Annotated in this window: 17 protein-coding genes; 10 read left to right on the top strand and 7 right to left on the bottom strand. The window is 68.8% G+C overall.

The window, feature by feature from the left end:
• Nucleotides 1-8: 8 nt before the first annotated feature.
• From ACSFA0_RS06255 to ACSFA0_RS06245, 3 genes are read right to left on the bottom strand one after another with little or no spacing between them, the layout of a single operon-like run.
• Nucleotides 9-1,250: an AI-2E family transporter gene (locus tag ACSFA0_RS06255; protein WP_435449350.1), complete on the bottom strand. Its 1,242-nt coding sequence runs from the start codon at nt 1,248-1,250 to the stop codon at nt 9-11.
• Nucleotides 1,247-1,999 (bottom strand): LytR/AlgR family response regulator transcription factor, encoded by a 753-nt coding sequence (locus ACSFA0_RS06250; RefSeq protein ID WP_435449349.1) that lies wholly within the window; start codon nt 1,997-1,999, stop codon nt 1,247-1,249. The genes ACSFA0_RS06255 and ACSFA0_RS06250 overlap by 4 nt, the downstream gene beginning before the upstream one ends.
• Before the next feature lie 29 nt (nt 2,000-2,028).
• Nucleotides 2,029-3,114, bottom strand: a complete 1,086-nt coding sequence (locus ACSFA0_RS06245; protein WP_435449348.1) for a sensor histidine kinase — start codon at nt 3,112-3,114, stop codon at nt 2,029-2,031.
• A 49-nt stretch (nt 3,115-3,163) separates the two neighbouring features.
• Here ACSFA0_RS06245 and argH point away from each other — a divergent pair, with 49 nt between their 5' ends.
• From argH to ACSFA0_RS06220, 5 genes are all read left to right on the top strand, one after another.
• On the top strand, nt 3,164-4,579 hold the full coding sequence (gene argH, locus ACSFA0_RS06240; RefSeq protein ID WP_435449347.1) for an argininosuccinate lyase: 1,416 nt from the start codon (nt 3,164-3,166) through the stop codon (nt 4,577-4,579).
• 203 nt (nt 4,580-4,782) lie between these two features.
• Nucleotides 4,783-5,625 (top strand): glycosyltransferase family 2 protein, encoded by an 843-nt coding sequence (locus ACSFA0_RS06235; protein ID WP_435449346.1) that lies wholly within the window; start codon nt 4,783-4,785, stop codon nt 5,623-5,625.
• Between the two features lie 39 nt (nt 5,626-5,664).
• On the top strand, nt 5,665-6,636 hold the full coding sequence (locus ACSFA0_RS06230) for a UDP-glucuronic acid decarboxylase family protein (RefSeq protein ID WP_435449345.1): 972 nt from the start codon (nt 5,665-5,667) through the stop codon (nt 6,634-6,636).
• Between the two features lie 7 nt (nt 6,637-6,643).
• Nucleotides 6,644-8,023, top strand: a complete 1,380-nt coding sequence (locus ACSFA0_RS06225) for a UDP-glucose dehydrogenase family protein (RefSeq protein ID WP_435449344.1) — start codon at nt 6,644-6,646, stop codon at nt 8,021-8,023.
• An 18-nt stretch (nt 8,024-8,041) separates the two neighbouring features.
• The gene (locus tag ACSFA0_RS06220) at nt 8,042-9,529 is read left to right on the top strand and encodes a rhomboid family intramembrane serine protease (protein ID WP_435449343.1); all 1,488 of its coding nucleotides are present in this window, start codon (nt 8,042-8,044) and stop codon (nt 9,527-9,529) included.
• A 3-nt stretch (nt 9,530-9,532) separates the two neighbouring features.
• Here ACSFA0_RS06220 and ACSFA0_RS06215 read toward each other — a convergent pair whose 3' ends face one another.
• The gene (locus ACSFA0_RS06215; protein WP_435449342.1) at nt 9,533-10,861 is read right to left on the bottom strand and encodes a hypothetical protein; all 1,329 of its coding nucleotides are present in this window, start codon (nt 10,859-10,861) and stop codon (nt 9,533-9,535) included.
• A gap of 184 nt (nt 10,862-11,045) precedes the next feature.
• On the opposite strand from ACSFA0_RS06215, the gene ACSFA0_RS06210 reads away from it, so the two are divergent.
• Nucleotides 11,046-11,846: an SGNH/GDSL hydrolase family protein gene (locus tag ACSFA0_RS06210; protein WP_435449341.1), complete on the top strand. Its 801-nt coding sequence runs from the start codon at nt 11,046-11,048 to the stop codon at nt 11,844-11,846.
• Between the two features lie 16 nt (nt 11,847-11,862).
• Here ACSFA0_RS06210 and opgC read toward each other — a convergent pair whose 3' ends face one another.
• Both opgC and ACSFA0_RS06200 read right to left on the bottom strand, forming a co-directional pair.
• The gene (opgC, locus tag ACSFA0_RS06205) at nt 11,863-13,035 is read right to left on the bottom strand and encodes an OpgC domain-containing protein (RefSeq protein WP_435449340.1); all 1,173 of its coding nucleotides are present in this window, start codon (nt 13,033-13,035) and stop codon (nt 11,863-11,865) included.
• 143 nt (nt 13,036-13,178) lie between these two features.
• Nucleotides 13,179-14,375 carry a glycosyltransferase family 4 protein gene (locus tag ACSFA0_RS06200; protein ID WP_435449339.1) on the bottom strand — a complete coding sequence of 399 codons (1,197 nt, stop codon included), beginning with the start codon at nt 14,373-14,375 and terminating at the stop codon, nt 13,179-13,181.
• A gap of 131 nt (nt 14,376-14,506) precedes the next feature.
• Here ACSFA0_RS06200 and ACSFA0_RS06195 point away from each other — a divergent pair, with 131 nt between their 5' ends.
• Nucleotides 14,507-20,482, top strand: a complete 5,976-nt coding sequence (locus ACSFA0_RS06195; protein ID WP_435449338.1) for an alpha-2-macroglobulin family protein — start codon at nt 14,507-14,509, stop codon at nt 20,480-20,482.
• Between the two features lie 25 nt (nt 20,483-20,507).
• Nucleotides 20,508-20,786, top strand: a complete 279-nt coding sequence (locus tag ACSFA0_RS06190) for a DUF2164 domain-containing protein (RefSeq protein WP_435449337.1) — start codon at nt 20,508-20,510, stop codon at nt 20,784-20,786.
• Between the two features lie 9 nt (nt 20,787-20,795).
• On the opposite strand, the gene ACSFA0_RS06185 is transcribed toward ACSFA0_RS06190, so the two are convergent.
• On the bottom strand, nt 20,796-21,005 hold the full coding sequence (locus ACSFA0_RS06185) for a hypothetical protein (RefSeq protein ID WP_435449336.1): 210 nt from the start codon (nt 21,003-21,005) through the stop codon (nt 20,796-20,798).
• 133 nt (nt 21,006-21,138) lie between these two features.
• On the opposite strand from ACSFA0_RS06185, the gene pbpC reads away from it, so the two are divergent.
• Together pbpC and ACSFA0_RS06175 are read left to right on the top strand one after the other, a co-directional pair.
• Nucleotides 21,139-23,352, top strand: a complete 2,214-nt coding sequence (gene pbpC, locus ACSFA0_RS06180) for a penicillin-binding protein 1C (protein WP_435449335.1) — start codon at nt 21,139-21,141, stop codon at nt 23,350-23,352.
• A gap of 119 nt (nt 23,353-23,471) precedes the next feature.
• Nucleotides 23,472-24,797 (top strand): MFS family transporter, encoded by a 1,326-nt coding sequence (locus ACSFA0_RS06175; RefSeq protein ID WP_435449334.1) that lies wholly within the window; start codon nt 23,472-23,474, stop codon nt 24,795-24,797.
• The last annotated feature ends 47 nt before the right edge of the window (nt 24,798-24,844 follow it).

Below are 24,844 nucleotides of genomic sequence, written 5' to 3'. Positions count from 1 at the left end.
GCGCGCGATCAGTCGCCCAGCAGCTCCCCGATCGGTTGCAGGTCGTCCACGCGGTCGCAGATCGACTTCACGATCATCATGATGGGGATGCCCAGCAGCAAGCCCCAGATTCCCCAGATCCAGCCCCAGAAGATCACGCCGATGAAGACGGCCACCGGGTTCATGCGGCTGGTGCGGCTGGTGAGCCAGGGCACCAGCAGGTTGCCCACGAGCGTGTGGATCAGCAACGAGGTGCCGCCGATGATGAGCGCCATCTCGACGCCGTTGAACTGCAGGAAGGCGACCAGCGCCGACGCACCCATGACGATCACCGAGCCGACGTAGGGGATCAGGTTGGTGACCGCGGCCAGGATGCCCCAGACGGCCGCGTTCTCCAGGCCCAGCGCCCAGAAAGCCAGGCCCGTGACGACGCCCACCAGCATGCTGCTGCCGATCTGCACCAGCAGGTAGCGCTCGATGTGACTGGTGACGTCGTCGAGCACATGCACGGTGATCTTCTTCTTCTCGAGGCTGTGGCCGGTGATCTTGACCAGCTTGCGCCGGAAGGTGTTGCCTGAAGACAGCGCGAAGAAGGTGAGGAAGGCCACCAGCGTGAGCTGACCGGCCGCGGCGATGAGCCCGACCGTGCCGCTCCAGAGGTAGTCGCGCACATTGAACGGCGGGCGCTCGACGATCACGCGTTGCACGCCCCGGCGCGCCGCGGGCGCGGCAGCGGCAGCCTGTTCGAGTTGCGCCGCGGCCTTCTGCACCGTGTCGAGTGCGCTGGCGTTGTCGCGCGGCCCGCGCGTGACGGCCAGGCGCAGCTTCTGCGCCGCGACCGGCAGCGAGTCGACCAGTTCCGCCGCGCTGCCCGAAAGCGAATAGCCGGTCCAGCCGAAGGCGCCGCCGATGCCCAGCAGGATGACCGCGGCGCCCAGCGCGCGCGGCAGATGCCAGCGCTCGAGCCGGTCGACCAGCGGCGACAGCGCATAGGTGAGGATCAGGCTCAACATCAACGGAATGAACACCGCCTGCGCCCAGTGCAGCGCGAAGATGGAGCCCAGCACGGCCACCACGACCAGCGACGCACTGCGCACATCCACCGGCATTTGCAGCAGCACGCGCTCGCGCTCCTCCTTCACGGCCTGGGCCATGGCCAGCGTCTTGAGTTCGCGACGCTCGTCCTCGGTGGCGCCTTCGGGCACCCGCTCGGGCACGGCGGGGGGTTCGGTCGGCTCTGCGCCCGGCAAGGTTGCGGCAGTGGTATTCATGACGAGGATTCCTTCAATGCTTCACGCACGGCCGCCAGTTGGCGCCGCGACACCACCACCGGCTCGGGCACGCCTTCGAGCCGCAGCGCCCAGCCTTCGGCGTCTTCGCCGTCGTCGTATTTTTCCAGCGCACGGATGGCGGCACGCGCCACCAGCGCGTTGCGGTGCACCCGCACGAAGTGCTTCGGGTAGCGCTCCTCGAACTCGGCCAGCGACCCGTCGAGGATGTGGCTGCGCGTCGCGGTGCGCACCGTGAGGTACTTGAACTCGGACTTGAGGTAGAGCACCTCGGTCAGCGGCACGCGCTCGGTGCGGCCGCGGTCCTGAATGAGCAGGTGCTCGACGGGCGGCACATCGGCCGCCGCACCGCGCCGGTCCTTAAGGTGGCGCTCGGCCTTCTGCAACGCCTGTTGCAGGCGCTCCACGCGCACGGGCTTGGTCAGGTAGTCGACCGCGTCGAGCTCGAAGGCCGTCACGGCGTGCGCCGCGTGTGCGGTGACGAACACGATGGCCGGCGCATCCGGCCGGCCGTGCAGCAGGCGCGCGAGTTCGACACCGTCCATGCCGGGCATGTGGATGTCGAGGAGCACCAGGTCGAGCGCCAGGCGGTCCAGGTGCTGCAGCGCCTGCTCGGCGTGCGACGCCTCGGCGATCACCGCTGCGGCGGGCGAACGGCAGTCGCCCAGCAGCGTGCGCAGGCGGGAGCGCGCCAGCGCCTCGTCGTCGACGATCAATGTCTTCAGGGTCATCGGTCTTCTCCTCGCTGTCGGTGCGGCGCTCACGAGCCGACGGGAACCACGATCCGCACACGGTAGTTCTTCTGCTCGAGCCCGGCGCTGAACTGCGCCTGCATGTCGTGCAGCAGGCGCAGCCGGTCGCGCACGTTCGCCAGTGCGATGCCGTGGCCGCGTGGCAGCGGTTCGTCGGCCCAGCGCAGCGGTGGCAGGCTGTTGACCACCTCGATCACCACCATGCCGCCGCGCCGCTCGGTGCGGATGCGCAGCCGGGCGCCCTCGGGGCTGGGTTCGACGCCGTGCTTGACCGCGTTCTCCACCAGCGGCTGCAGCAGCAGCGGCGGCAGGCGCGCCGCGTTGGCGTCCGGGTCGATGTCCCAGCGGATGCGCAACCGGTCGCCGAAGCGCACCTGCTCGATCGCCAGGTAGCGCTCGGCCAGCGCGATCTCGTCGGCCAGCGTGACCGATTCGTCCGGGTCGGCCAGCGCGCGGCGGAACAGCTCGCTCAGGTCCTCCAGCATGGCTTCGGCCTTGGCCGGCTCCTCGCGCACCAGCGCGATCGCGCTGTTGAGGGTGTTGAAAAGGAAGTGCGGCCGGATGCGGGCCTGCAGCTCTTCCAGCCGCGCCGTCATGGCGGCCGGCGTCTGGCCGCGGGCGCGCAGCACCAGCGCGGCCATGATGACCGCCGCGAACATGGCACCGGCCGCCGCACTGGCCACCCAGGGCGCCGTTGCGACCACGCCGGTCAACCACAGCAAGGCGCAGCCATACAGCGCCGACAGCGCGCCGAGGGTGGCGCCCGCCGCGTACTGCGCAGGGCGCGACAGACGGGCCAGCACCTTCTTGAGGGCGCAGGCCATCACCAGCCAGAGCAGCGTGGCCGGCAACGCACCGCCGGTGACCGTGGCGGCCAGCACCAGCCATTCGCCGGGTGTGGCGCCGACGAAGAGCGTCGTGACGGCCACCACCGCTTCCACCAGCAGCACCGTGCGCAGCACCACGCCGATCTGGCAGGCGTCGAACAGCCCGCCCGTCCCCGCGCGCGTCGACCCGCGGGCAGAAGACCGCACAGTGGACGAAGGCGTCGGAGGCTTCAAAGGGGTGGCCGATAAAATCGACGGGTTGCGCATCACAGACACATCGGGTTACCGATCCATTATTGCCTTGCCAAGGCCTTCCATGACCCAAAACCAACTCGACAAGAAATCCGAAGCCTGGTCGGCCCTGTTCTCCGAACCCATGAGCGACCTCGTCAAGCGCTACACGGCCAGCGTGTTCTTCGACAAGCGGTTGTGGCAGGCGGACATCGAGGGCTCTCTGGCGCATGCCGGCATGCTCGCCGCGCAGAACATCATCGGCGCGCAGGACTTCGCCGCGATCGAAAGCGGTCTGACGCAGATCCGCAACGAAATCGAGTCGGGTGCCTTCGAGTGGAAGCTCGACCTCGAAGACGTGCACCTCAACATCGAGGCCCGCCTGACCCAGCTGGTCGGCGATGCCGGCAAGCGCCTGCACACCGGCCGCAGCCGCAACGACCAGGTCGCGACCGACGTGCGCCTGTGGCTGCGCAGCGAGATCGACCTGATCGGCGGCCTGCTGGTCGACCTGCAGAAGGCGCTGGTCGACATCGCCGAGAAAAACGTCGAGGTGATCCTGCCGGGCTTCACCCACCTGCAGGTGGCGCAGCCGGTGAGCTTCGGCCACCACATGCTGGCGTACGTGGAAATGTTCGCGCGCGACGCCGAACGCCTGCAGGACGTGCGCAAACGGGTCAACCGCCTGCCGCTCGGCGCGGCCGCGCTGGCCGGCACCAGCTACCCGCTCGACCGCGAGAGGGTCGCGAAGACGCTGGGCATGGTGGACGCGGACGGTGCGCCCATGGTCTGCCAGAACAGCCTGGACGCCGTGAGCGACCGCGACTTCGCCATCGAGTTCACCGCGGCGGCCTCGCTCGCGATGGTCCACATCAGCCGCCTGAGCGAAGAACTGGTGCTGTGGATGAGCCAGAGCTTCGGCTTCATCGACATCGCCGACCGCTTCTGCACCGGCAGTTCGATCATGCCGCAGAAGAAAAATCCGGACGTGCCCGAACTCGCCCGCGGCAAGACCGGCCGCGTGGTCGGCCACCTGATGGGCCTGATCACCCTGATGAAGGGGCAGCCCCTGGCCTACAACAAGGACAACCAGGAAGACAAGGAGCCGTTGTTCGACACCGTCGACACGCTCAAGGACACGCTGCGCATCTTCGCGGAGATGGTGGGCGGCATCACGGTCAAGCCCGAAGCCATGGAACGCGCCGCGCTCAAGGGCTACGCCACCGCCACCGACCTGGCCGACTATCTGGTCAAGAAGGGGCTGCCCTTCCGCGATGCGCATGAAACCGTGGCCCACGCAGTCAAGGCGGCGATCTCGCACCAGGTCGACCTGTCCGAGCTGCCCCTGAGCGTGCTGCAGCAGTTCAATCCGTCGATCGAGAAGGACGTGTACGACGTGCTGAGCCTGCGTGGTTCGCTGAACGCGCGCAACGTGCTGGGCGGCACGGCGCCGGCCCAGGTCCGGGCGCAGGTCGCGCGGCATCGCGCGCGTCTGGTTTGAGACCCTTCGGGCCAACGGCGGTCGGGCTGGCCGCCGTTGGTCCGTGGCAATTCACATTTGTGACTTTTTCGGTGTTTACGCGTCTATGCAGCTACGCCCAGTCAGGCTATGCAGATCGAAAAGTAAGACCTTGGTGCTAAAGTTTGGCGCTCCCAATCTCCCGCAGCGCCGTTTCTCTTGGGGCTGCGCGCCCCCCCGAATCCATGGAACCTTCCCGCTGCGTCGTCGTCCTCCTGACCTTCAATTCCGCCGCGATCATTCCGGAGACCGTGGCGCAGGCGCTGAAAGTGAGTCCGCGGGTGTTCGCGGTCGACTCCTTTTCCAAGGACGGCAGCGCTGAACTGCTCGAGAAACTGGGCTGCACCGTGGTGCAACGCCCTTTCACCAATTACAGCGACCAGCGCAACTGGGCCATTTCGCAGGTCGAGAAGAACTTCGAGTGGCAGCTGCACCTCGACGCCGACGAGGTGCTCGACGACAAGTCGGTGGAAGAGATCCGCGCCCTGATGGCCGGCACGCCGACGCACGACGCCTACCTGCTGCGCCGCCGCGACTACTTCATGGGCAAGATGCTGCGCTTCAGCGGCGTCAACCCGTGGCACCTGCGGCTGTTCCGATCCGGCAAGGGCCGCTGCGAGTCGCGCCTGTACGACCAGCACTTCATCAGCCCGGCCAAGCCCGGCCGCCTTGCCGGCTTCATGCACGACAAGAACTCGGCCACGCTGGCCGACTGGACCGCCAGCCACAACCGCTGGAGCGACGCGGAGGCCAAGGAAAAACTCGGCCCTCAGAACACCGCTGCCGAAGGCGTGCTGCAGCCCCGCCTGATGGGCGATTCCCGCGAGCGCACCCGTTTCATCAAGGAGCTGTACTACCGGCTTCCGGTGGGAACGCGCGCGCTCAGCTATTTCGTCTACCGCTACGTCTTCCGGCTCGGCTTCCTCGATGGCGCCGTCGGCTTCTACTTCGCCTTCTTCCAGGCGCTGTGGTTCCGCATGCTGGTCGACGCCAAAATGTACGAGCAGCGCATGTCGCGCCCTCGTTGATTCTTTTCCTTTCGGACCCCTTTTGGAGTGATGACGCCCATGCGCCAATACAACGCCTCGAAGCGAATCCTGGTCACCGGCGGTGCCGGTTTCCTCGGCAGCCACCTTTGCGACCGCCTGATCGAACAGGGCCACGACGTGCTCTGCGTCGACAACTTCTTCACCGGCACCAAGCGCAACGTGGAGCACCTGCTCGACCACCCGCGCTTCGAGCTGATGCGCCATGACGTGACCTTCCCGCTGTACGTCGAGGTCGACGAGATCTTCAACCTGGCCTGCCCCGCCTCGCCGGTGCACTACCAGCACGACCCGGTGCAGACCACCAAGACCAGCGTGCACGGCGCCATCAACATGCTGGGCCTGGCCAAGCGGGTGCGCGCCAAGATCCTGCAGGCGTCGACCAGCGAGGTCTACGGCGACCCCGAGGTGCATCCGCAGTACGAGGCCTACTGGGGCCGCGTGAACCCGATCGGCATCCGCAGCTGCTACGACGAAGGCAAGCGCTGCGCCGAAACCCTGTTCTTCGACTACCACCGCCAGCACCAGCTGCGCATCAAGGTCGTGCGCATCTTCAACACCTACGGTCCGCGCATGCATGCGAACGACGGCCGGGTGGTGTCGAACTTCATCGTGCAGGCGCTCAAGGGCGAGGACATCACGATCTACGGCGACGGCCACCAGACGCGCAGCTTCTGCTACGCCGACGACCTGATCGAAGCCATGCTGCGCATGATGGCCACCGGCGACGAGTTCCCCGGCCCGGTCAACATCGGCAACCCTGGCGAGTTCTCGATGCTGGAGCTGGCCAACAAGGTGATCGAGCTGACGGGCTCCAAGAGCAAGCTGGTGCGGCTGCCCTTGCCCTCGGACGACCCGAAGCAGCGCCGCCCCGACATCACGATCGCGCAGAAGGAGCTCGGCGGCTGGACGCCCCAGACGCAGCTCGACGAAGGCCTGAAGAAGACCATCGCCTACTTCGACAAGATCCTCACCGAACCCGCAACCGCCTGACACCCTCATGAACGTCTCGATCATCGGCACCGGCTACGTCGGCCTCGTCACGGGCGCCTGCCTGGCGGACATCGGCAACCACGTCTTCTGCCTGGACGTCGACCCACGCAAGATCGCCATCCTCAAGGACGGCGGCATTCCCATCTACGAACCGGGCCTCGAGGGCGTGGTGCAGTCGAACGTCGAGGCGGGCCGGCTCGACTTCTCGACCGACATCGAAGCCTCGGTGGCGCACGGCGACATCCAGTTCATCGCCGTGGGCACGCCGCCCGACGAGGACGGCAGCGCCGACCTGCAGTACGTGCTGGCGGCCGCCCGCAACATCGGCCGCTACATGGAGAACTTCAAGGTGGTGGTCGACAAGTCGACCGTGCCGGTGGGCACCGCCGACAAGGTGAGCGCCGCCATCCAGGAAGAACTCGACAAGCGCGGCCGCAGCGACCTCGGCTTCTCGGTGGTGAGCAACCCCGAATTCCTGAAGGAAGGCGCGGCGGTCGACGACTTCATGCGCCCCGACCGCATCGTGATCGGTGTGTCCGGCGACGACAACGGCCGCCGCGCGCTGGCGTCAATGCGCGAGTTGTATGCGCCCTTCAACCGCAACCATGAGCGCACCCGCGTGATGGACGTGCGCTCGGCCGAGTTCACCAAGTACGCCGCCAATGCGATGCTGGCCACGCGCATCAGCTTCATGAACGAGCTGGCCAACCTGGCCGACCGCGTGGGCGCCGACATCGAGGCCGTGCGCCAGGGCATCGGCTCCGACCCGCGCATCGGCTACAGCTTCCTGTATGCGGGCACCGGCTACGGCGGCAGCTGCTTTCCGAAGGACATCCAGGCCCTGACCCGCATCGCGCGCGAGAACGGCCAGACGCTGCGCGTGCTGGAATCGGTCGAAGCCGTCAATGACGAGCAGAAGACCGTGTTGACCGACAAGGTCTTCGAGCGCTTCGGCAAGGACCTGAGCCAGCACTGCTTCGCGCTGTGGGGCCTGGCCTTCAAGCCCAACACCGACGACATGCGCGAGGCGCCCAGCCGCGTGGTCATCGGCGCCCTGCTGCGCGCTGGCGCGCGCATCGTGGCGCACGACCCGATCGCGGTCGAGGAAACGCAACGCGTGCTGGCGCTCGACTTCGCCGATGCGCCGCAGCTGCTCGAGAAGATCAGCTACGCCAAGTCGCCGATGGCCGCCGTCGACGGCGCCGACGCGCTGATCATCGTCACCGAGTGGAAGGCCTACCGCAGCCCGAACCTCGAGCGCATGAAGGCGACGATGAAGTCGCCGGTGGTGTTCGACGGCCGCAACCTGTACGAGCCCGCCCTGATGAAGGCCGCGGGCGTGATCTACCACGGCATCGGCCGCAACAGCCTGCACGCCGCCGGCTGACCAGGCCGCGGGCGCGCCGTGTTCTACGCGATCCCGCTGGAGAACCGGCCGACCTGGCGCAACCCGCCGTGGGCCACGATCCTGCTGATCGTGCTGAACATGGCGGTGTTCTGGGGCCCGCAACGGGCCGAGGAGCGTGCGCAGGAACGCGCCGCGCAGTTCTATGCAGCGAGTTCGCTCCCCGCACTCGAACTGCCGCCCTTCGTCGAGTGGTTGGCCAAGACGGGCTCGCCCCACGCCGAGCGCGCACGGCGACTGCTCGAGCGCCGCGCGGTCGAGCCGCTGCTCGACGGCCTGCAGAACGAAGCGCGCTTCCTGAAGCTGCTGCACGACGGCGCGGTCGTCACGCCCGCCCATCCGCAGCATGCGCAATGGCAGCAGGACCGCGCGCAGTACGAGCAGAGGCTGCCGCCGCCCTTCACGCGACGCTGGGCGCAGGACTACGGCACCGACGCCGAAGTCAAGCCCTGGACCTGGGTCACCGCCGCCTTCCTGCACGGCAGCACCGGCCACCTGCTGGGCAACATGCTGTTCCTTTTCCTGTTCGGCTTCTCGGTCGAACTCGCACTGGGACGCGGCACCTACCTCGCCTTCTACCTGCTCGGCGCCATCGGCGCAGCGCTGCTGGCGGGGTGGGCCTATGCGGGCAAGGGCAGCATCGGGCTCGGCGCCTCGGGCGCGGTGTCGGCGCTGATGGGCATGTACGCGGTGCTCTACCGGCTGCGGCGCATCCGCTTTTTCTACCAGCTGTTCTTCTATTTCAACTACGTCACGGCGCCGGCGCTGATCCTGCTGCCGGCGTGGATCGTGAACGAACTGCTGCTGCATCTGCTAGGCGGCCAGGGCATCGCGTACATGGCGCACCTGGGTGGCCTGCTGACCGGTGCGGCGCTGATGGCCGCCGCGATGCACCTGCGCAAGTCGCGCCCGGTCGCGCTGCCGGCCGCCGCCGCGCCCGACCCTTTCGATCTGCACAGCGCTGCGGCCCGCAAGCTGGCCGCCGAGATGAAGTTCGATGCCGCCTGCGCCGAATGGCGCGCCGCCGTGCAGCACCGGCCGGACGATGCCGCTGCGCTGCGGGCCTGGTTCAACCTGGCGCGGCTGCAGCCGGCGGGCGACGATTTCCACCGCGCCGCGCAGCACATCTTCCGGCTGCAGCGCCAAGACCCGGCCACGCTGGAACTGCAGCACGCCAGCTACCTGACGTACCTGAACCAGGCCAGGCCCGGCGCGCGGCTGTCGCCGGGCGACATGGCGCGGCTCGCGCGGCGCTTCACCCGCGCGCAGCAGTTCGAGGACGCGCAGCGGCTCTGTCAGGCACTGGCCAGAACGGCGCCCGATCACGCGGAACTGGCCGACACGCTCACCGTCTGCGCCAGCGGCCTGCTGCAGGCCGGTCGCCTGTCGCAGGCGCAGCAGTGGCTGCCACACCTGCTGCGCGTCGCGCCAGACGACATGGTCACGCGCACGCTGCAGCAGCAGGCGCCGCCAGCGGCACCGGGCTAGGTCTCAGGAGGGTACGGGCGCCAGCGCTGCCGCAGGCGCGCCGCGGTCGCGCAGCAGCCAGCGCACTTCGGGCGTCTGCGGCGCCTCGGGGTAGCGCGCCTCCAGCACCGCCAAGATCGGCTTCGCCAAGTCGGCCCGGTCGAGGCCCTCGACCAGCACGCGCGCAGCCAGTTCGTAGACCTGCGGAATGGCGGCGTGGCCGCGGAAGCGCTTGTCGAAACCCTTCACCCAGGCCAGGGCGGCGCCCGCGTCGCCGGCGCGCCATTCGAGCCGGGCAAAGGCCAGCACCGTGTCGCCGTCGTCGATCTGGAAGGCCGGGTCGCGTTCCGCGCAGGCCCGCACGACCTTGAGCGCTTCGGACACCAGCTCGCGCCGCATCAGGAGCGGGACGAAGCGGCGCGCATGGTCCAGCAGCGTGGGCAGTTTTTCGGGCGCGAGCAGCAGCACCCGGTGGTAGCGGCGCTGCGCGGCCAGGTCCTCGGAGGGCGCGGTGCGCTGCGCCTCGTAGGCCAGCGCCAGCGCGCCGATCACGTCGCCGTCGGTCACCAGCTGCGCGACCTCGGCATCGGCCTCGTCGCGCGCGATCTGCGCCGGCGTGCGGCGGTCGCCTTCGTGGTCGTCGGCACCGGCGCCGGGCAGCAGGTCGATCCCCAGGTCCACGTGGTTCTGGTACATCACGTAGCCCAGCAGGCTGGCCATGACCCAGCTGAAGTAGATGAGCAGGAAGTTGAAGATCGGCAGCGCCAGCCAGGGGCTGATGGCCGGCAGCACCGTCGCGAGCGCCAGCTGCGCGCCGGTGTTGAGCAGGAACAGGAACAGGCACAGCAGCGCATAGGGCCAGCCGATGGCGCGCACCGTCATCCAGAGGAAGGTCGGGTTGAGCGACTGCCAGAAGCTGCACGACTGCACCAGCACGATGACCGTCGCCGGGAACAGGAAGGACAGCGCGAACAGCCCCACCGTGGCAAGCACCGGGCTCAGCAGCCCCAGACCGCCGACGGCGATACCCTGCACCAGCGACACCGCGAACAGCTTCCAGGGCAGGTTCGTCCAGTCCTCGTCGAGTTCACGCGGAAAGTCGCTGGCGCGCACGATGCCGCGCGAGCCCAGCGCGATCACGCGGAAGCCGTAGCGGCTGGCCGCCAGCAGGATGCCGAGTTCGACCAGGATGAGCGCCAGCCCGCGCGGCATGAAGAACAGCACCTGCGTCAGCAGGCTGCACAGCGACAGCACCAGTGCGTAGGCCAGAGGCCGCGGCTGGAACGGAAACGCGAAGAAGGTGTTGAGCCGGTGCCAGAAGGGACGCGGTGTCGCAGGCGCTGGGGAAGACATGACGAATGGCCCTTCAAAAGCTGCCGCCCAGTATACGTTTCAACATGTTTCAAAAGCCGCCGGATGCGTCTGCTGTTGCGCCTTCGCCGCGCGCGCGCACGCCAGTCGACACTTTCGGCCCACATGGCGCGAAACTTGCCAACCTCGCGCCACTCCCACGCGTTGTTCGAATGCCATGCGCCCGATGAAATCCGCCTTTTCCCTCACCGCCCTCTTCCTCGCCTGTTCCGTCTCCTTGAGCGCCGGCGCGCAGGCCGAGCCTCGCATGGTCTCGCCGGCGGTGCTCTCGGTCGCACCCTCGCCGGAATACCAAGCCGCGATGACCCGCTGGCAGAGCTCGCTCACGGCCTTCGCGAACGCCGACAAGGAGAAGCTGCCCGGCACCGACGGCGTGCTCTTCGTGGGCAGCTCGACCATCCGCTTCTGGACGCACCTGGCGCAGGATTTCCGCCAGTCGCCGGTGGTCATCAACCGTGGCTTCGGCGGCTCGACCATGGCCGACTGCAGCCTCTTCGCCCGCGACCTGGTGGTGCGCTACAAGCCGCGCCATGTACTCGTCTACGCCGGCGACAACGACCTGGCCGATGGCCGCACGCCGATGCAGGTGATGGAGAGCTTCGCGCGCTTCGCCAACACGGTGCGCGAGGAACTGCCCGGCACCCGCATCAGCTACATCTCGATCAAGCCCAGTCCCTTGCGCGAGGCCTTGCTGCCGCAGGTGCGCAATGCCAACGCGATGATCGCCGCCTACGTCCACACGATGGCCAACGCCGACTACATCGACACCTTCACGCCGATGATGGGCGAGGACGGCCGGCCGCGCGCGGAGCTGTTCCTGGGCGACCGGCTGCACATGAACGATGCCGGCTATCGGCTGTGGCAATCGGTGATCAGCGCGCACGTGTCGGCGCCTGCGACGCTGGCCGACACGCCCAGCCCGGGGGCCCTGGCCGTGCCGACGGCGGCGCTCCGCCCGAAGCCCTGAGCGGCTGCTGGGCGCCTCAGCTTCCGGGCCGGGCCCGCGCCGCCTTGCGCGCATCCACCCACAGCGTGACCCGCGCCACCGCGTACAGGCCCGCGAAGACCGCCGCCAGCAGCAGCGCATCGCCCCAGGCGGGGCGCGCCGTCTGGCTGCTGCCGTAGAAGGCAAGCACCAGCAGCACAGCGACCAGGTGTGCACAGAACACCGGCAACGAGGCCGACCCCATCGCCTCCAGCCAATGCAGCCGCGGCAGCCGGCGCATCAATGCCGGGCCGAAGGCGATCACCAGCACACCGAGCGCGACCAGGTTCACCAGCCGCAGCGGCCCGAGCAGCCACTTGTCGAACAGCAGGTTGAGCTGGATGTCGCCACCGAACGGCGCCTGCCCGTCCGGGCCGTGGTGGCGCCAGTACAGGCCATACAGCGCGATGGCCACGCCCGCCCACAGCAGCCAGCGCGGTAACCGCAACGGCTTGGCGGCCGGCATGCTGCGGCTCGCGCCCAGCCAGAGGCCCATGAACCAGAGGAACTGCCAGGCGTAGGCATTGAAGGCGCCCATCTCCTGGAACGGCACCGGCAGCCCGGTCCAGCGCACCACCACCATGTAGATCCACTCGCTCAGGCCGAACTGCGCGGCCGCCCAGACCGCCGTGCTGGCCAGCGCCAGCGCGGCCCAGCCGTGACGCAGCGAGAACGCCAGCACCCACGGGCTCATCAGCATGAAGAAGATGTACATCGGCAGGATGTCCAGCAGCGGTGGCTCGTAGACCAGGGCCAGGCTGTAGACGAAGGCTTCGCGCGGCTGCGTCAGGTAGTAGGACATCAGGTCCTTGACGGCCGGCTGGTCGATGCGCAGCCCGACGGCCGCGATGATGGTGAACAGGAACAGCAGCGTGGCCGCCTGCGCCATGTAGATCTTCAGTGCCCGCTGCCAGAAGGCGCGGCGCATCGCGTCCACCCCGTCGCGGTAGGCGGTGCGGGTGTAGACCAGCCCGGCCATGAAGGCCGACAGCAGCACGAAGCCCTCGGCCGCCGACACGAAGCCGAAGGGCTGGCCCAGCGGATCGGTCAGCCGCGACGGCAGGTGCGTCAAGGTCATCAGCACCAGCATCAGGCCGCGCAGGGCGTCGACCTCCCAGTAGCGCGTCGACGCAGGCCGTTCGGCGGCAGCGGAAGGCGGTGCGGCCGTCATCGGCAGGCGGGCGGGCGGTTCAGAATGCGTGAAGGAACCGTCGCGAGCGCCCCGAGCTTGCGTCGAGGACCGGAGCCGCACTGGCGTGCGGTGAGGACCGCAGATGCGAGATCGGGGTGCGCAGCAGGTTCATTCACACATTCTCAATCGAGCGCGCGGATCGCGTCGACCACGACTTCGCCATAGCGCTTCCATGAATAGCCCGCGGCGTGCTGCGCCGCCTTGTCCTTCATGGCGACCAGTTCGGGCCGGTGCTGGTTGAGCCAGGCGAGCCGGGCGGCGATCTGCTCGGGCGCGCGGATCGGCACCAGAAAGCCGGTCTCGCCCTCCACCACCAGGTCGGCACCGCCGGTGTTGGGCGTGATGACGACCGGCAGGCCCTGGCTCATGGCCTCTTGCATGACCAGCGCGCGCCCTTCGACGATCGAAGGCAGGCAGAACACGTCGCAGCTGCGCATCAGCGCCAGCACCTCGGCGTGGGGCCGGCCCTTCTCGTGGGTGAAGCCGGCGTACTCGCGGCGGTAGAAGTCGAGGTCGGCCATCGGCGAGCCCATGACGACGAGCTCGATGTTCTCGCCGCCGAGCAGGCGCATGGCCTGCAGCAGGTCGCCCAGGCCCTTGCGCTGGCCCATGGAGCCGGCGAAGAGCACGCGCATCGGGCGGCCGGGGTCCAGCGCCGCGTCGGACCAGCCGCCGGTCCAGACCGGTGGCGAGCCGAAGGGCGACATGACGACCGCCTTCTGCGCCGCCGAGGCCGGCAGCGAATCGCGCACGAAGTGGCTGGCCACGACCACCAGGTCGGCCAGGTCGAGCTCCTGCGTCTTGCGCTCGAGCTTGGCCGGCGAATCGAGCAGGCCACCGCCCAGCGTGGGCGCCCAGGCGGGCAGGCGCTCGGCCTCTTCCTGCTGCAGCCGGCGGCCCAGCTCCCAGTAGGCAATGGGCAGGTCGTACACGCGCTTCAGGCCCAGCGTGCGGGCGGCGCGGAAGGTGTCGAGCGCACCGTCTTCATAGGCGTACACGGCGCTCAGGCCGTCGCGCGAGACGCGGCGCGGCAGCGCATGCGCCACGAAGCGGTCGAAGTCCTGGATGATGGCGTCCGTCGACGCGAAGCCCTGTTCGTGTCGCAGCGCCGAACGCCAGCCGACCGCGCTGCAGGCCACCCGGGCCAATTCGCGCCACGGGTGCTGCAGCACCTTGTCGCGCGGCACGTCGAAGCGGCGGCGCAACCATTCGCGCCGCGCGCCGGCCGGCATCAATTTCAGCAGTGGGCTGGTCTCGTCGGCGGCCACCGTGGTGGCGAAACGGCCCAGCATGCCGGCCGTCTGGAGGGCGTCGAGCATGGCCCGCACATTCTGGTTTCCTGCGGGGTGGCTCAACAGCAAAGTCATGGCGGCCGATCATAGTGGAGCCTCCCGGACGGGCGGCACCGTCAAGGACTTGCGCTACCCTTCCGGTCCTCAGAGGAGAGGACATGAGAAACACAACAAGCGCATTCGCTCTGGCCGGCCTGCTGGCCTTGGCGAGCTATCCGGCCCTGGCCCTTCAGGCGATCAGCGTCAGTCCCCAGGGCGAGGTGTCGCGGGTGCGGCAGGTGGTCGCCAAGTTCGACCAGGCGGCCGTCAACTTCGGCGACCCGAAGGCGCCCGCCCCCTACACGGTCAGCTGCGACGACGCGCAGGCCGGCAAGGGCACCGCACGCTGGACCGGCGAAAAGCAGTGGGTCTACGACTTCGAGAACGATTTGCCGCCCGGCGTGCGCTGCACGATCACGCGCGTGGCCGGCTTCAAGTCACCGGCCGGCGCCGAGCTCACCGGCCCGCAGCGCCAGGCGTTCAGCACCGGCGGCCCCTTCGTGCGCAGCATCCAGCCGAGCTACGGAAAGATCGACGAGCAGCAGTCCTTCGTGCTCGAACTCAACGGCCCGGCCACCCTCGCGAGCGTGCGCGACAACGTCTGGTGCGTGGCCGACGGCGTGGGCGAGCGCATCCCGGTGAAGCAGCTCGACGGCGACGACCGCAACGCCCTGCTCAAGGCTTTCGGCCGCGAGCGCCAGGCGCAGAAGGAGCCGCTGCGCTTCGCCACGCTGCAGTGCAACCGCACGCTGACCGCCGGCAGCCGCATGCAGCTGGTGTACGGCAAGGGCGTCGCCACGCCGTCGGGCGTGGCCAACACGGTCGAGCGGCGCTTCAGCTATGACGTGCGCGAGCCCTTCGCCGCGACCTTCACCTGCGAGCGCGAGAACGCGCAGGCCGCCTGCCTGCCGCTGCGGCCGATGGCGCTGCGCTTCAACGCGCCGGTCACCCGCAAGATGGCCGCGCAGATCCGCCTGGCCGGCGGCGGCAAGACGATCGAGCCGAAAGTCGACGAAGACAGTGGCAACGACGACGCGGTGGTGAACGGCCTGAGCTTCCAGCCGCCCTTCCCCGAGAACACGAAGTTCAGCGTAACGCTGCCGTCGTCCTTCCAGGACGCCTCCGGCCGCCCGCTGGGCACGCCCGACAGCTTCCCGCTGGCCACGGCCACCGGCGCGATGCCGCCGCTGGCGAAGTTCGCGGCCTCGCCCTTCGGCGTGATCGAGCGCCTGGCCGAGCCCGGCGGCGTCGCGATGATGCCGGTGACGGTGCGCCGCGTGGAGCCGGCCCTGCAGGTGCAGGCGCTCACGCCCGGCCAAGTAAGCGATCTCAACCCGACGACCGACGCGGAGATCATTGCCTGGTTCCGCAAGGTGCGCCGATACGATGGCTACTCGGTCAACCGCTCGGTCGCCGCACGCGACGTGAAGGCGCCGCTGCCGAAGGTGATCGACAAGGACAACCGCAACGACGTGCAGACGCGCATGGTGTCGCTGCTCGGCGGCCAGGCCGGTGTGAAGACCCTCGACATGCCCAAGGCCGACAGCGGCGACGGTCGGCCCTTCGAGGTGATCGGCATCCCGCTCACGCCGGGCTTCCATGTGCTGGAGATCGCCTCGCAGAAGCTGGGCGAATCGCTGCTCGACGAGCGCTACGGCAACGGCCGCACGATGTACGTGCGCACCACGGCGCTGGCCACCAACCTCGCCGTGCACTTCAAGCTCGGCCGCGAAAATTCGATGGCCTGGGTGACTTCGCTCGACAAGGGCAAGGTCGTCGCCGGCGCCAGGGTGCGCGTGTCAGGCTGCGACGGCAAGGAAATCGACGCCGGCACCACCGACGCGAACGGCATCGCGGCGCTCAAGGGCATCTCGCCCGACAGCCCGTCCTGCGGCGCCGAGGAAGGCGGCGAATACGGCGGCAACGGGTATTTCGTCAGCGCTCGCGCCAAGGACGACAAAGGCGTGGATGACCTCGCCTTCACCTGGAGCGACTGGCAGCGCGGCATCGAGCCCTGGCGCTTCAATGTGCCGACCAGCCAGGATTCCCAGCCCGATGCGGTCGCCCACACCCTCTTCGACCGCACGCTGCTACGCGCCGGCGAAACCGTGTCGATGAAGCACCTGATCCGCACGCAGACCAGCCGGGGCTTCGGCATCCCCGACGACCTGCCGGGGACGTTGGTGCTCACGCACCTGGGCAGCGGCCAGCAATTCACGCAGCCGGTCGGCTGGCGCAAGACCGCCACCGGCGGCCAGAGCGCCGAGAACACCTTCGCGATTCCGGTCGCGGCCAAGCTCGGCATCTACCAGGTCGCGCTGCGCAATGGCGACGACGACGACTCGCGCAGCTACGCCACCGGCCAGTTCCGCGTCGAGGAATTCCGCCTGCCGGTGCTCGAAGGCCGCGTGACGCCGAGCGACAAAAAGCCGCTGGTCGCCATCACGGCGCTGCCGACCGACGTGCAGATCAACTACGTGGCCGGCGGTGGCGCGGCCAACCTGCCGGTGCGCGTGTCGGCCATGGTGCGCGGCAAGCGCCTGGACTTCGCCGACTACGACAGCTTCACCTTCTCGCCGCCGCGCAAGCGCGACGACCAGGCAGCCACGAGCGCCGACGAAGAGGATGCGTCGTCGGACGACACCCGCGTGATCGCCGACAAGCTGCCGCTCACGCTCGACCGCAACGGCGCCGGCAAGCTCACCATCGACAAGGTGCCGCTGGCCAAGGCGACGCCGCGCGAGCTGCTGATCGAAGCCACGTACTCTGACCCGAACGGCGAGGTGCAGACGATCCGCAGCACGCAGACGCTGTGGCCCGCGTCGGTCATCGCCGGCCTCAAGACCGAAGGCTGGATCTCGACCGACAAGAAGCTCAAGTTCCAGGCGCTGGCGCTCGACCTCAGCGGCAAGCCGGTGGCCGACGCCAAGGTGAAGGTCAACGCCGTCGCCCGCATCACCACCACCAGCCGCAAGCGCATGGTCGGCGGCTTCTACACCTACGACAACAAGACCGAGGTCAAGGAACTGGGCACCGTGTGCAGCGGCAACAGCGATTCGCGCGGCCTGGTGCTGTGCGAGGCGGCGCTGAAGGAGGCCGGCCAGGTCGAACTCATCGCTACCGCCACCGACAAGGAAGGCCGCGAGAGCCAGGCCGCGAGCTCGGTCTACGTGACCAAGCAGGGCGAGCTGTGGTTCGGCGGCGAAGACCACGACCGCATCGACGTGCTGCCGGAGAAGAAGAACTACCAGCCGGGCGAAGTCGCCAAGTTCCAGGTGCGCAGCCCCTTCCGCTTCTCGACCGCGCTGGTGGCGGTCGAGCGTGAGGGCGTGATCGAGACGCACGTGGTGCAACTCAACGGCCAGGACCCGACCGTGAGCCTGCAGCTCAAGCCTGAATGGGGGCCGAACGCCTACGTCAGCGTGCTGGCACTGCGCGGCCGCCTGCGCGACGTGCCGTGGTACAGCTTCTTCACCTGGGGCTTCAAGGCGCCGCGCGAATGGTGGACCGCCTTCTGGGTCGAGGGCAAGGAATACGTCGCGCCGACCGCGCTGGTCGACCTGAGCAAGCCGGCCTACCGCTTCGGCCTGGCCGAAATCCGCGTGGGCACGGCGGCCCATCGCATCGACGTGAAGGTCGCGAGCGACAAGCCGAGCTACCCGGTGCGCGGCAAGGCGCAGATCACCATCACGGGCAAGCTGCCCGACGGCAAGCCCGCCGCCGGCGCCGAAGTGGCGCTGGCCGCGGTCGACCAGGCCCTGCTCGAACTGATGCCCAACGACAGCTGGAACCTGCTCGAAGCCATGCTGCAGCGTCGCAGCTGGGGCGTGAGCACCTCGACGGCGCAGATGGAGATCGTCGGGCGCCGGCACTACGGCAAGAAGGCCGTGCCCGCGGGCGGGGGCGGCGGCAAGGGCCAGACCCGCGAGCTGCTCGAAACGCTGCTGCTGTGGAACCCGTCCATCGTGCTCGACGCCAATGGCCAGGCCGTGGTGACGGTGCCGCTCAACGACGCGCTGACGACCTTCAAGATCGTCGCCGTGGCCGACATGGGCACCGGCCTGTTCGGCACCGGGCAGGCCAGCATCCAGGCCACGCAAGACCTGCAGATCATCAGCGGTCTGCCGCCGCTGGTGCGCGAGGACGACCAGTTCCGCGCGCAGATCACGCTGCGCAACACGACGCAGAAGGCGATGAAGGTGGAAGCCTCGCCGCGCGCCACGCTGCTCACGCTCGAGACGCAGACCATCGACATTCCGCCCGGCGAATCCCGCGAGGTGGCGTGGAACGTGACCGCGCCGGCGCAGCTGGCGCAGACGCGCGCCGAAGCCATCCTGTGGGAGATCGAGGCGAAGGACACGGTCAGCGGCGCACGCGACGCGCTCAAGGTGCGCCAGCGCATCGTGCCGGCCGTGCCGCTCACCGTGCAGCAGGCCACGCTGGTGCAGGTCGACGGCAGCTTCACGCTCGACGTCGCACCGCCGGCCGACGCGCTGCCGGGCCGTGGCGGCCTGAAGATGTCGCTGCAGCCCAAGCTCGCCGAAGGCATGCCGGGCGTGCGCGACTGGTTCGCCAACTACCCCTTCGCCTGCCTGGAACAGAAGACCAGCAAGTCGATCGGCCTGCGCAACGGCAAGCTGTGGCAGGGCGTGGTGGCGCAGCTGCCGAGCTACCTCGACAGCGACGGGCTCGCGAGCTACTTCCCGCCGCGCGACGGCGAGTCGAACCGCGGCAGCGACATCCTCACGTCGTACCTGCTCGCGGCGACGAACGAAGCGGCGGCCATCGACCCGGCCTTCGCGCTGCCCGACGATGCGCGCGCGCCGATGGAACAGGGCCTGATCGCCTTCGTCGAAGGCCGCATCCAGCGCGAGTTCTGGAGCCCGCGCAAGGACCTGGACGTGCGCAAGCTCGCCGCGCTCGAAGCGCTGTCGCGCTACGGCAAGGCACGCGGCAGCATGGTCGCGAGCATCACCATCGCGCCCAACCAGTGGCCCACCAGCGCGGTGATCGACTGGGTGCAGATCTTGAAGCGCGTGAACGACGTGCCGCAGCGCCAGCAACGCCTGGACGAAGCGAACAACGTGCTGAAGGCGCGTCTGAGCTACCAGGGAACCAAGGTGCTGTTCAGCACCGAGCAGGACGACTACTGGTGGTGGCTGATGACCAACGGCGACGTGAACACCGCGCGCCTGCTGCTGGCCGTGATGGACGACCCGGCGTGGAAGGACGACATCGGCAAACTGGCCAACGGGTTCATCGGGCGGCAGCAGAACGGTGCCTGGCACACGACCACCGCCAACCTGTGGGGCGGGCTGGCGCTGGACAAGTTCTCGAAGGTGTTCGAGAGCGTGCCGGTGGCCGGCACCACGACCTCGGTGCTGCGCGCGCCGCCGGTCGGCAACGCCGATTCGGCAGGCCGTACGCAGAGCGTCGACTGGAGCCGCGTCGAGCGTGTGAAGACCAGCGACGCCGCGGGTGCCCCCAACCAGACGACCTGGTTCGGCGCGCCGGCCTCGCCGGGTAACCTGCGCAACAACACGATGTTCCTGCCCTGGGGCCAGCCGCAGAAGGAAACGCTGACCGTCACCCACGACGGGGCCGGCAAGCCGTGGCTGACGCTGCAATCGGTCGCAGCCATCCAGCTGAAGGCGCCGTTCGCGGCCGGCTATGCGATCAAGAAGACGATCACCCCGGTGGAGCAGGCGACAGCGGGCAAGTACACGCGCGGCGACGTGTTGCGCGTCACGCTCGAAGTCAACGCCAGCGCCGACATGACCTGGGTGGCGATCACCGACCCGATCCCGGGCGGTGCCACCATCCTCGGCAGCGGCCTGGGCCGCGATTCGCAGATCGCGACGCAGGGCGAGAAGAAGAGCGGTGCCGGCTGGCCGGCCTTCGAGGAACGCAGCTTCGAGTCCTTCCGCAGCTACTACGAGTACCTGCCCAAGGGCGTGGTGAAGATGGAGTACACGGTGCGCCTCAACAACGTCGGCGACTTCGCGTTGCCGCCGAGCCGTGTCGAGGCGATGTACGCACCCGAGATGTTCGGCGAGACGCCGAACGCGCGGGTGAAGGTCGAGGCGGGGCGTTGAGCGCCTTCTTCTGGAAAGGAACGCGATGACGATCGAACTGCCCCGCGAGGTCCGTCAGCAGGCCATCGCGTCCATCGAACGCTACTTCCGCGAGCACATGGACGACCCGAGGATCGGCAACATCGCGGCCGGCGCACTGCTTGGCTTCTTCCTCGAGGAGATCGGCCCGACGCTCTACAACCGCGGCGTGGCCGATGCCCAGGAGCGCATGCAGGGGCGCGTGTCGGAGCTCGACATCGAGGTGCACGAGGAAGAGTTCGACTACTGGCGCAAATACGACAAGCAGCCGAAGCCGCGGCGCTGACGCCGTCCGTCAGTCGCGGCGCGGGTTGCCCGGGCGGCTGTCGTAGCGGTTGGGCACGCCGTCGCCATCGCGGTCGCGGTCGTAGCGGTTAGGTACGCCGTCACGGTCGCGGTCGCCTCGCACGCCCGGGCCTGGCGGCGGCGGGCGGTTGTCGTAGGGGGCGACCACGCAGCCCGCGAGGGTGGCGGTTGCAGCAAGCACGACGAGAAGTGATTTCATGGTGATGTCCTCCAGGTTTAGGCAGGCACGAGGCTCGCGCCTGTTCCGAGTAGCAGGGTCGGTGCGGTGCGAGATCGCATGCGTCGGCCCGCCCGCGCGACTTAAAGTAGGCCCGTTGCCCGTCTTGTTCCCCATGACCCTTCTCCCCCTTCGCCGCCCCCTCTTGCGCCGGCCGCTGCTCGCGCTGACCATCGCGGCCACGTGTGCGGGGCCGGCCTGGGCGCTGCCCAGCTTCGACGCAGTGCGGCGCGAGTTCCGCCCCTCCGACACCGAGGTGCTCGACCGTGACGGCGCCCTGCTGCAGCGCGTGCGCACCGACGCCACCGTGCGCCGCGGGCAGTGGATCGCGCTGGCCGACGTGTCACCCGCGCTGCGGACCGCCATGGTGCTGAGCGAAGACCGGCGCTTCTACGAACACAGCGGTGTCGACTGGCGCGCCGTCTCGGCCGCGGCCTGGGGCAACCTGTGGAACACGCGCACGCGCGGCGCGTCGACCATCACCATGCAGCTCGCTGGCCTGCTCGACGACGAGCTGCGGCGCGGCAGCGGTGGCCGCAGCCTGACGCAGAAGCTCGGCCAGACGGTGGCCGCCGCGCAGCTCGAAGGCCAATGGCGCAAGGACCAGATCCTCGAGGCCTACCTCAACACCGTGCCCTTCCGCGGCGAGATCGTCGGCATCGACGCGCTGTCGCGCACGCTCTTCGGCAAGGCGCCGCACGGGCTCGATGCGCGCGAGGCGGCCGTCGCCGCGGCGCTGGTGCGCGCACCCAACGCCAAGCCGGCCCTCGTCGCGCAGCGCGCCTGCGAGGTGATGAAGGCGATGGAAACGACCGAGGCCGAGCGCCGCCGCATCGACTGCGATGTCGTCGACATGTTCGCGAGCGCGGCCCTGCAGCGGCGCGCCTTCGACCCGAGCGAGGGCATCGCGCCGCATGCCGCGCGGCGTGCGCTGCAGTTGCGCCGCGACGCTGCACCGACCCGCACGACCACCGCCGACGCCACGCTGCGCACCACCCTGCGCGCCCCGCTGCAGCGTTTCGCCGTGAACACCTTGCAGCGCCATCTGCGCGAACTGCGTGGCCGCAATGTCGAAGACGCCGCGCTGGTGGTGCTCGACAACGCCAGCGGCGAGGTGCTCGCGTGGGTCGGTTCGTCGGGGGCGCTCAGCCGCGCCGGCGAGGTCGATGCGGTGCTCGCACAGCGCCAGCCCGGCTCCACGCTCAAGCCGCTGCTCTATGCGCAGGCCATCGGCGAGCGGCGCCTCACCGCCGCATCGCTGATCGACGATTCGTCGGCGCAGATCGCCACGGCCAGCGGCCTCTACATCCCGCAGAACTACGACCGGCAATTCAAGGGCCTGGTCTCGGTGCGCACCGCGCTGGCCGCATCGCTCAATGTGCCGGCGGTGCGCACGCTGGTGATGGTCTCGCCCGAATCCTTCGCGCGCCAGCTGCAGGCGGCGGGCTTGCCGCTGCGCGAGAGCGGCGGCTACTACGGCTACAGCCTGGCGCTCGGCAGCGCGGAGGTGTCGCTGCTGGCGCTCACCAACGCCTACCGCACGCTGGCCAACAACGGGCGCTACAGCGAGACGCGCATGCTCCCAGCGCCGGTCGCGACGCCCGCGCGGAACACGCCGCCCGCCATCGACCCGCGCGCCGCCTTCATCGTCAGCGACATCCTGTCCGACGCCAACGCCCGCACCCGCACCTTCGGTGTCGACAGCGTGCTGGGCACCCGTTTCTGGACGGCGGTGAAGACCGGCACCAGCAAGGACATGCGCGACAACTGGGCCGTCGGCTGGTCGCAGCGCTACACGGTGGGCGTGTGGGTGGGCAATGCCGGCGGTGCGCCGATGTGGGACGTGAGCGGCACCAGCGGCGCCGCGCCGGTGTGGGCCGAGATGATGGGCTTCCTGCATGCGCGCGAACCCAGTCGTGCGCCCGCGCCGCCGCCCGGCGTGGTGCAGGTGCCGGTGCGCTTCGGCGGCGAGCTCGAGGCACCGCGCCACGAATGGTTCCTCTCCGGCACCGAGCAACGCCTGTTCGCACCCGACGCGACGGCGAACGATACGAGCTACCGCATCACGGCGCCGGCCGACGGCTCGATCATCGCGATCGATCCCGACATCCCACCCAACCGCCAGCGCGTGCGCTTCGAGGCGCAGGGCCAGCGCCTGCAGTGGCGCATCGACGGCAAGGTGTTCGCGCACGGCAACCTCGCGCAATGGATGCCCTGGCCCGGTCGCCATGTGATCGAGCTCGCCGACGCGCGCGGCGAAGTGCTCGACCGGGTGCGCCTCGAAGTGCGCGGCGCCGGTGTGCTGGCCCCCGGGGCGCGGCGCCCCTGAGCTACCCAGCGGTAGCGAGTACCCCTTTCGCGGGGTCGGACGCGTGCTCGGCCGACAACCGCGGAGCGCGCACCTCTGCAGAATAACGAACGCCAAAATCCACATAACAAGGCGTTTCTATGTCTGTCACTGCTCCGCCCCTTTCGGGCGAATCGGGCGCTCCGCGCGCCTACACGTCCGAAGAAAAGCGCCATCGCATCTTCGCCATCATGGCGGCCTCGTCGGGCAATCTGGTCGAGTGGTTCGACTTCTACGTCTATGCCTTCTCGGCGCTCTACTTCGCGCCAGCCTTCTTCCCAAAATCCGATCCGACCGCGCAGTTGCTGAACACCGCGGGCGTGTTCGCCGCGGGCTTCCTCATGCGCCCCATCGGCGGCTGGCTGTTCGGCCGTATCGCCGACCGGATGGGCCGCAAGACCTCGCTGCTGATCTCGGTGGCCATGATGTGCGGCGGCTCGCTGGTCATCGCCTGCCTGCCCACCTACGCGCAGATCGGTGCGTGGGCCCCTTTCCTGCTGCTGGTGTGTCGCTTGTTCCAGGGCCTCTCGGTCGGCGGCGAGTACGGCACCACCGCCACCTACATGAGCGAGGTGGCGCTGCGCGGCCAGCGCGGCTTCTTCTCGTCCTTTCAATACGTCACGTTGATCGGCGGCCAGCTGCTCGCGGTGCTGGTGATCGTGGTGATGGAGCAGTTCCTGTCGGAGGGCGAGTTGAAGGCCTGGGGCTGGCGCATTCCCTTCGCGATCGGCGCGGTCGCGGCCGTCGTCGCGCTGCTGCTGCGCCGCACCTTGCACGAGACGCAGACGGCCGAAGCCAAGGCCAACAAGGAAGCCGGCAGCATGGCCGGGCTCTTCAAGCACCACAAGGCGGCCTTCTTCACGGTGCTGGGTTACACCGCCGGTGGTTCATTGATCTTCTACACCTTCACCACGTACATGCAGAAGTATCTGGTGAACACGGTGCACCTGCCGATCAAGACCACCAGCTACGTGATGACCGCGGCGCTGTTCGTCTACATGTGCATGCAGCCGGTCTTCGGCGCGCTATCGGACCGCATCGGCCGCCGCAACAACATGCTGCTGTTCGGGGCGCTGGGCGCGCTGGCGACGGTGCCGATCCTCACCGGCCTGCAGCATGTGACGAACCCTGTCGTCGCCTTCCTGCTGATCATCCTTGCGCTGGCCATCGTCAGCTTCTACACGTCCATCAGCGGCATCGTGAAGGCCGAGATGTTCCCGCCCGAAGTGCGCGCGTTGGGCGTGGGCCTGGCCTATGCCGTGGCCAACGCGATCTTCGGCGGCTCGGCCGAGTACGTGGCGCTGGGCCTCAAGTCACTCGGCCACGAGTCGGCCTTCTACTGGTACGTGACGGTGATGATGGTCATCGCCTTCGCGGTGAGCTGGCGGCTGCCACGGCAGGCCAGCTACCTGCACCACGACCACTAGAAACAGGGCCCTCCCCCGAAGCGGCGCACTGCGTGTCGCCGCCTCCC

This window comes from Variovorax restrictus (genome assembly GCF_051216715.1).
Lineage (GTDB): Bacteria > Pseudomonadota > Gammaproteobacteria > Burkholderiales > Burkholderiaceae_C > Variovorax.
Note: the sequence above shows the minus strand (reverse complement) of the source record. Positions and strands in the feature narration are given on the sequence as shown.

Coding starts and splice junctions, on each gene's coding strand:
- ACSFA0_RS06255 (WP_435449350.1), bottom strand. CDS start 1,250: ATGAATACCACTGCCGCAACCTTGCCGGGCGCAGAGCCGACCGAACCC.
- ACSFA0_RS06250 (WP_435449349.1), bottom strand. CDS start 1,999: ATGACCCTGAAGACATTGATCGTCGACGACGAGGCGCTGGCGCGCTCC.
- ACSFA0_RS06245 (WP_435449348.1), bottom strand. CDS start 3,114: ATGCGCAACCCGTCGATTTTATCGGCCACCCCTTTGAAGCCTCCGACG.
- argH (WP_435449347.1), top strand. CDS start 3,164: ATGACCCAAAACCAACTCGACAAGAAATCCGAAGCCTGGTCGGCCCTG.
- ACSFA0_RS06235 (WP_435449346.1), top strand. CDS start 4,783: ATGGAACCTTCCCGCTGCGTCGTCGTCCTCCTGACCTTCAATTCCGCC.
- ACSFA0_RS06230 (WP_435449345.1), top strand. CDS start 5,665: ATGCGCCAATACAACGCCTCGAAGCGAATCCTGGTCACCGGCGGTGCC.
- ACSFA0_RS06225 (WP_435449344.1), top strand. CDS start 6,644: ATGAACGTCTCGATCATCGGCACCGGCTACGTCGGCCTCGTCACGGGC.
- ACSFA0_RS06215 (WP_435449342.1), bottom strand. CDS start 10,861: ATGTCTTCCCCAGCGCCTGCGACACCGCGTCCCTTCTGGCACCGGCTC.
- ACSFA0_RS06210 (WP_435449341.1), top strand. CDS start 11,046: ATGAAATCCGCCTTTTCCCTCACCGCCCTCTTCCTCGCCTGTTCCGTC.
- opgC (WP_435449340.1), bottom strand. CDS start 13,035: ATGACGGCCGCACCGCCTTCCGCTGCCGCCGAACGGCCTGCGTCGACG.
- ACSFA0_RS06200 (WP_435449339.1), bottom strand. CDS start 14,375: ATGCTCGACGCCCTCCAGACGGCCGGCATGCTGGGCCGTTTCGCCACC.
- ACSFA0_RS06195 (WP_435449338.1), top strand. CDS start 14,507: ATGAGAAACACAACAAGCGCATTCGCTCTGGCCGGCCTGCTGGCCTTG.
- ACSFA0_RS06190 (WP_435449337.1), top strand. CDS start 20,508: ATGACGATCGAACTGCCCCGCGAGGTCCGTCAGCAGGCCATCGCGTCC.
- ACSFA0_RS06185 (WP_435449336.1), bottom strand. CDS start 21,005: ATGAAATCACTTCTCGTCGTGCTTGCTGCAACCGCCACCCTCGCGGGC.
- pbpC (WP_435449335.1), top strand. CDS start 21,139: ATGACCCTTCTCCCCCTTCGCCGCCCCCTCTTGCGCCGGCCGCTGCTC.
- ACSFA0_RS06175 (WP_435449334.1), top strand. CDS start 23,472: ATGTCTGTCACTGCTCCGCCCCTTTCGGGCGAATCGGGCGCTCCGCGC.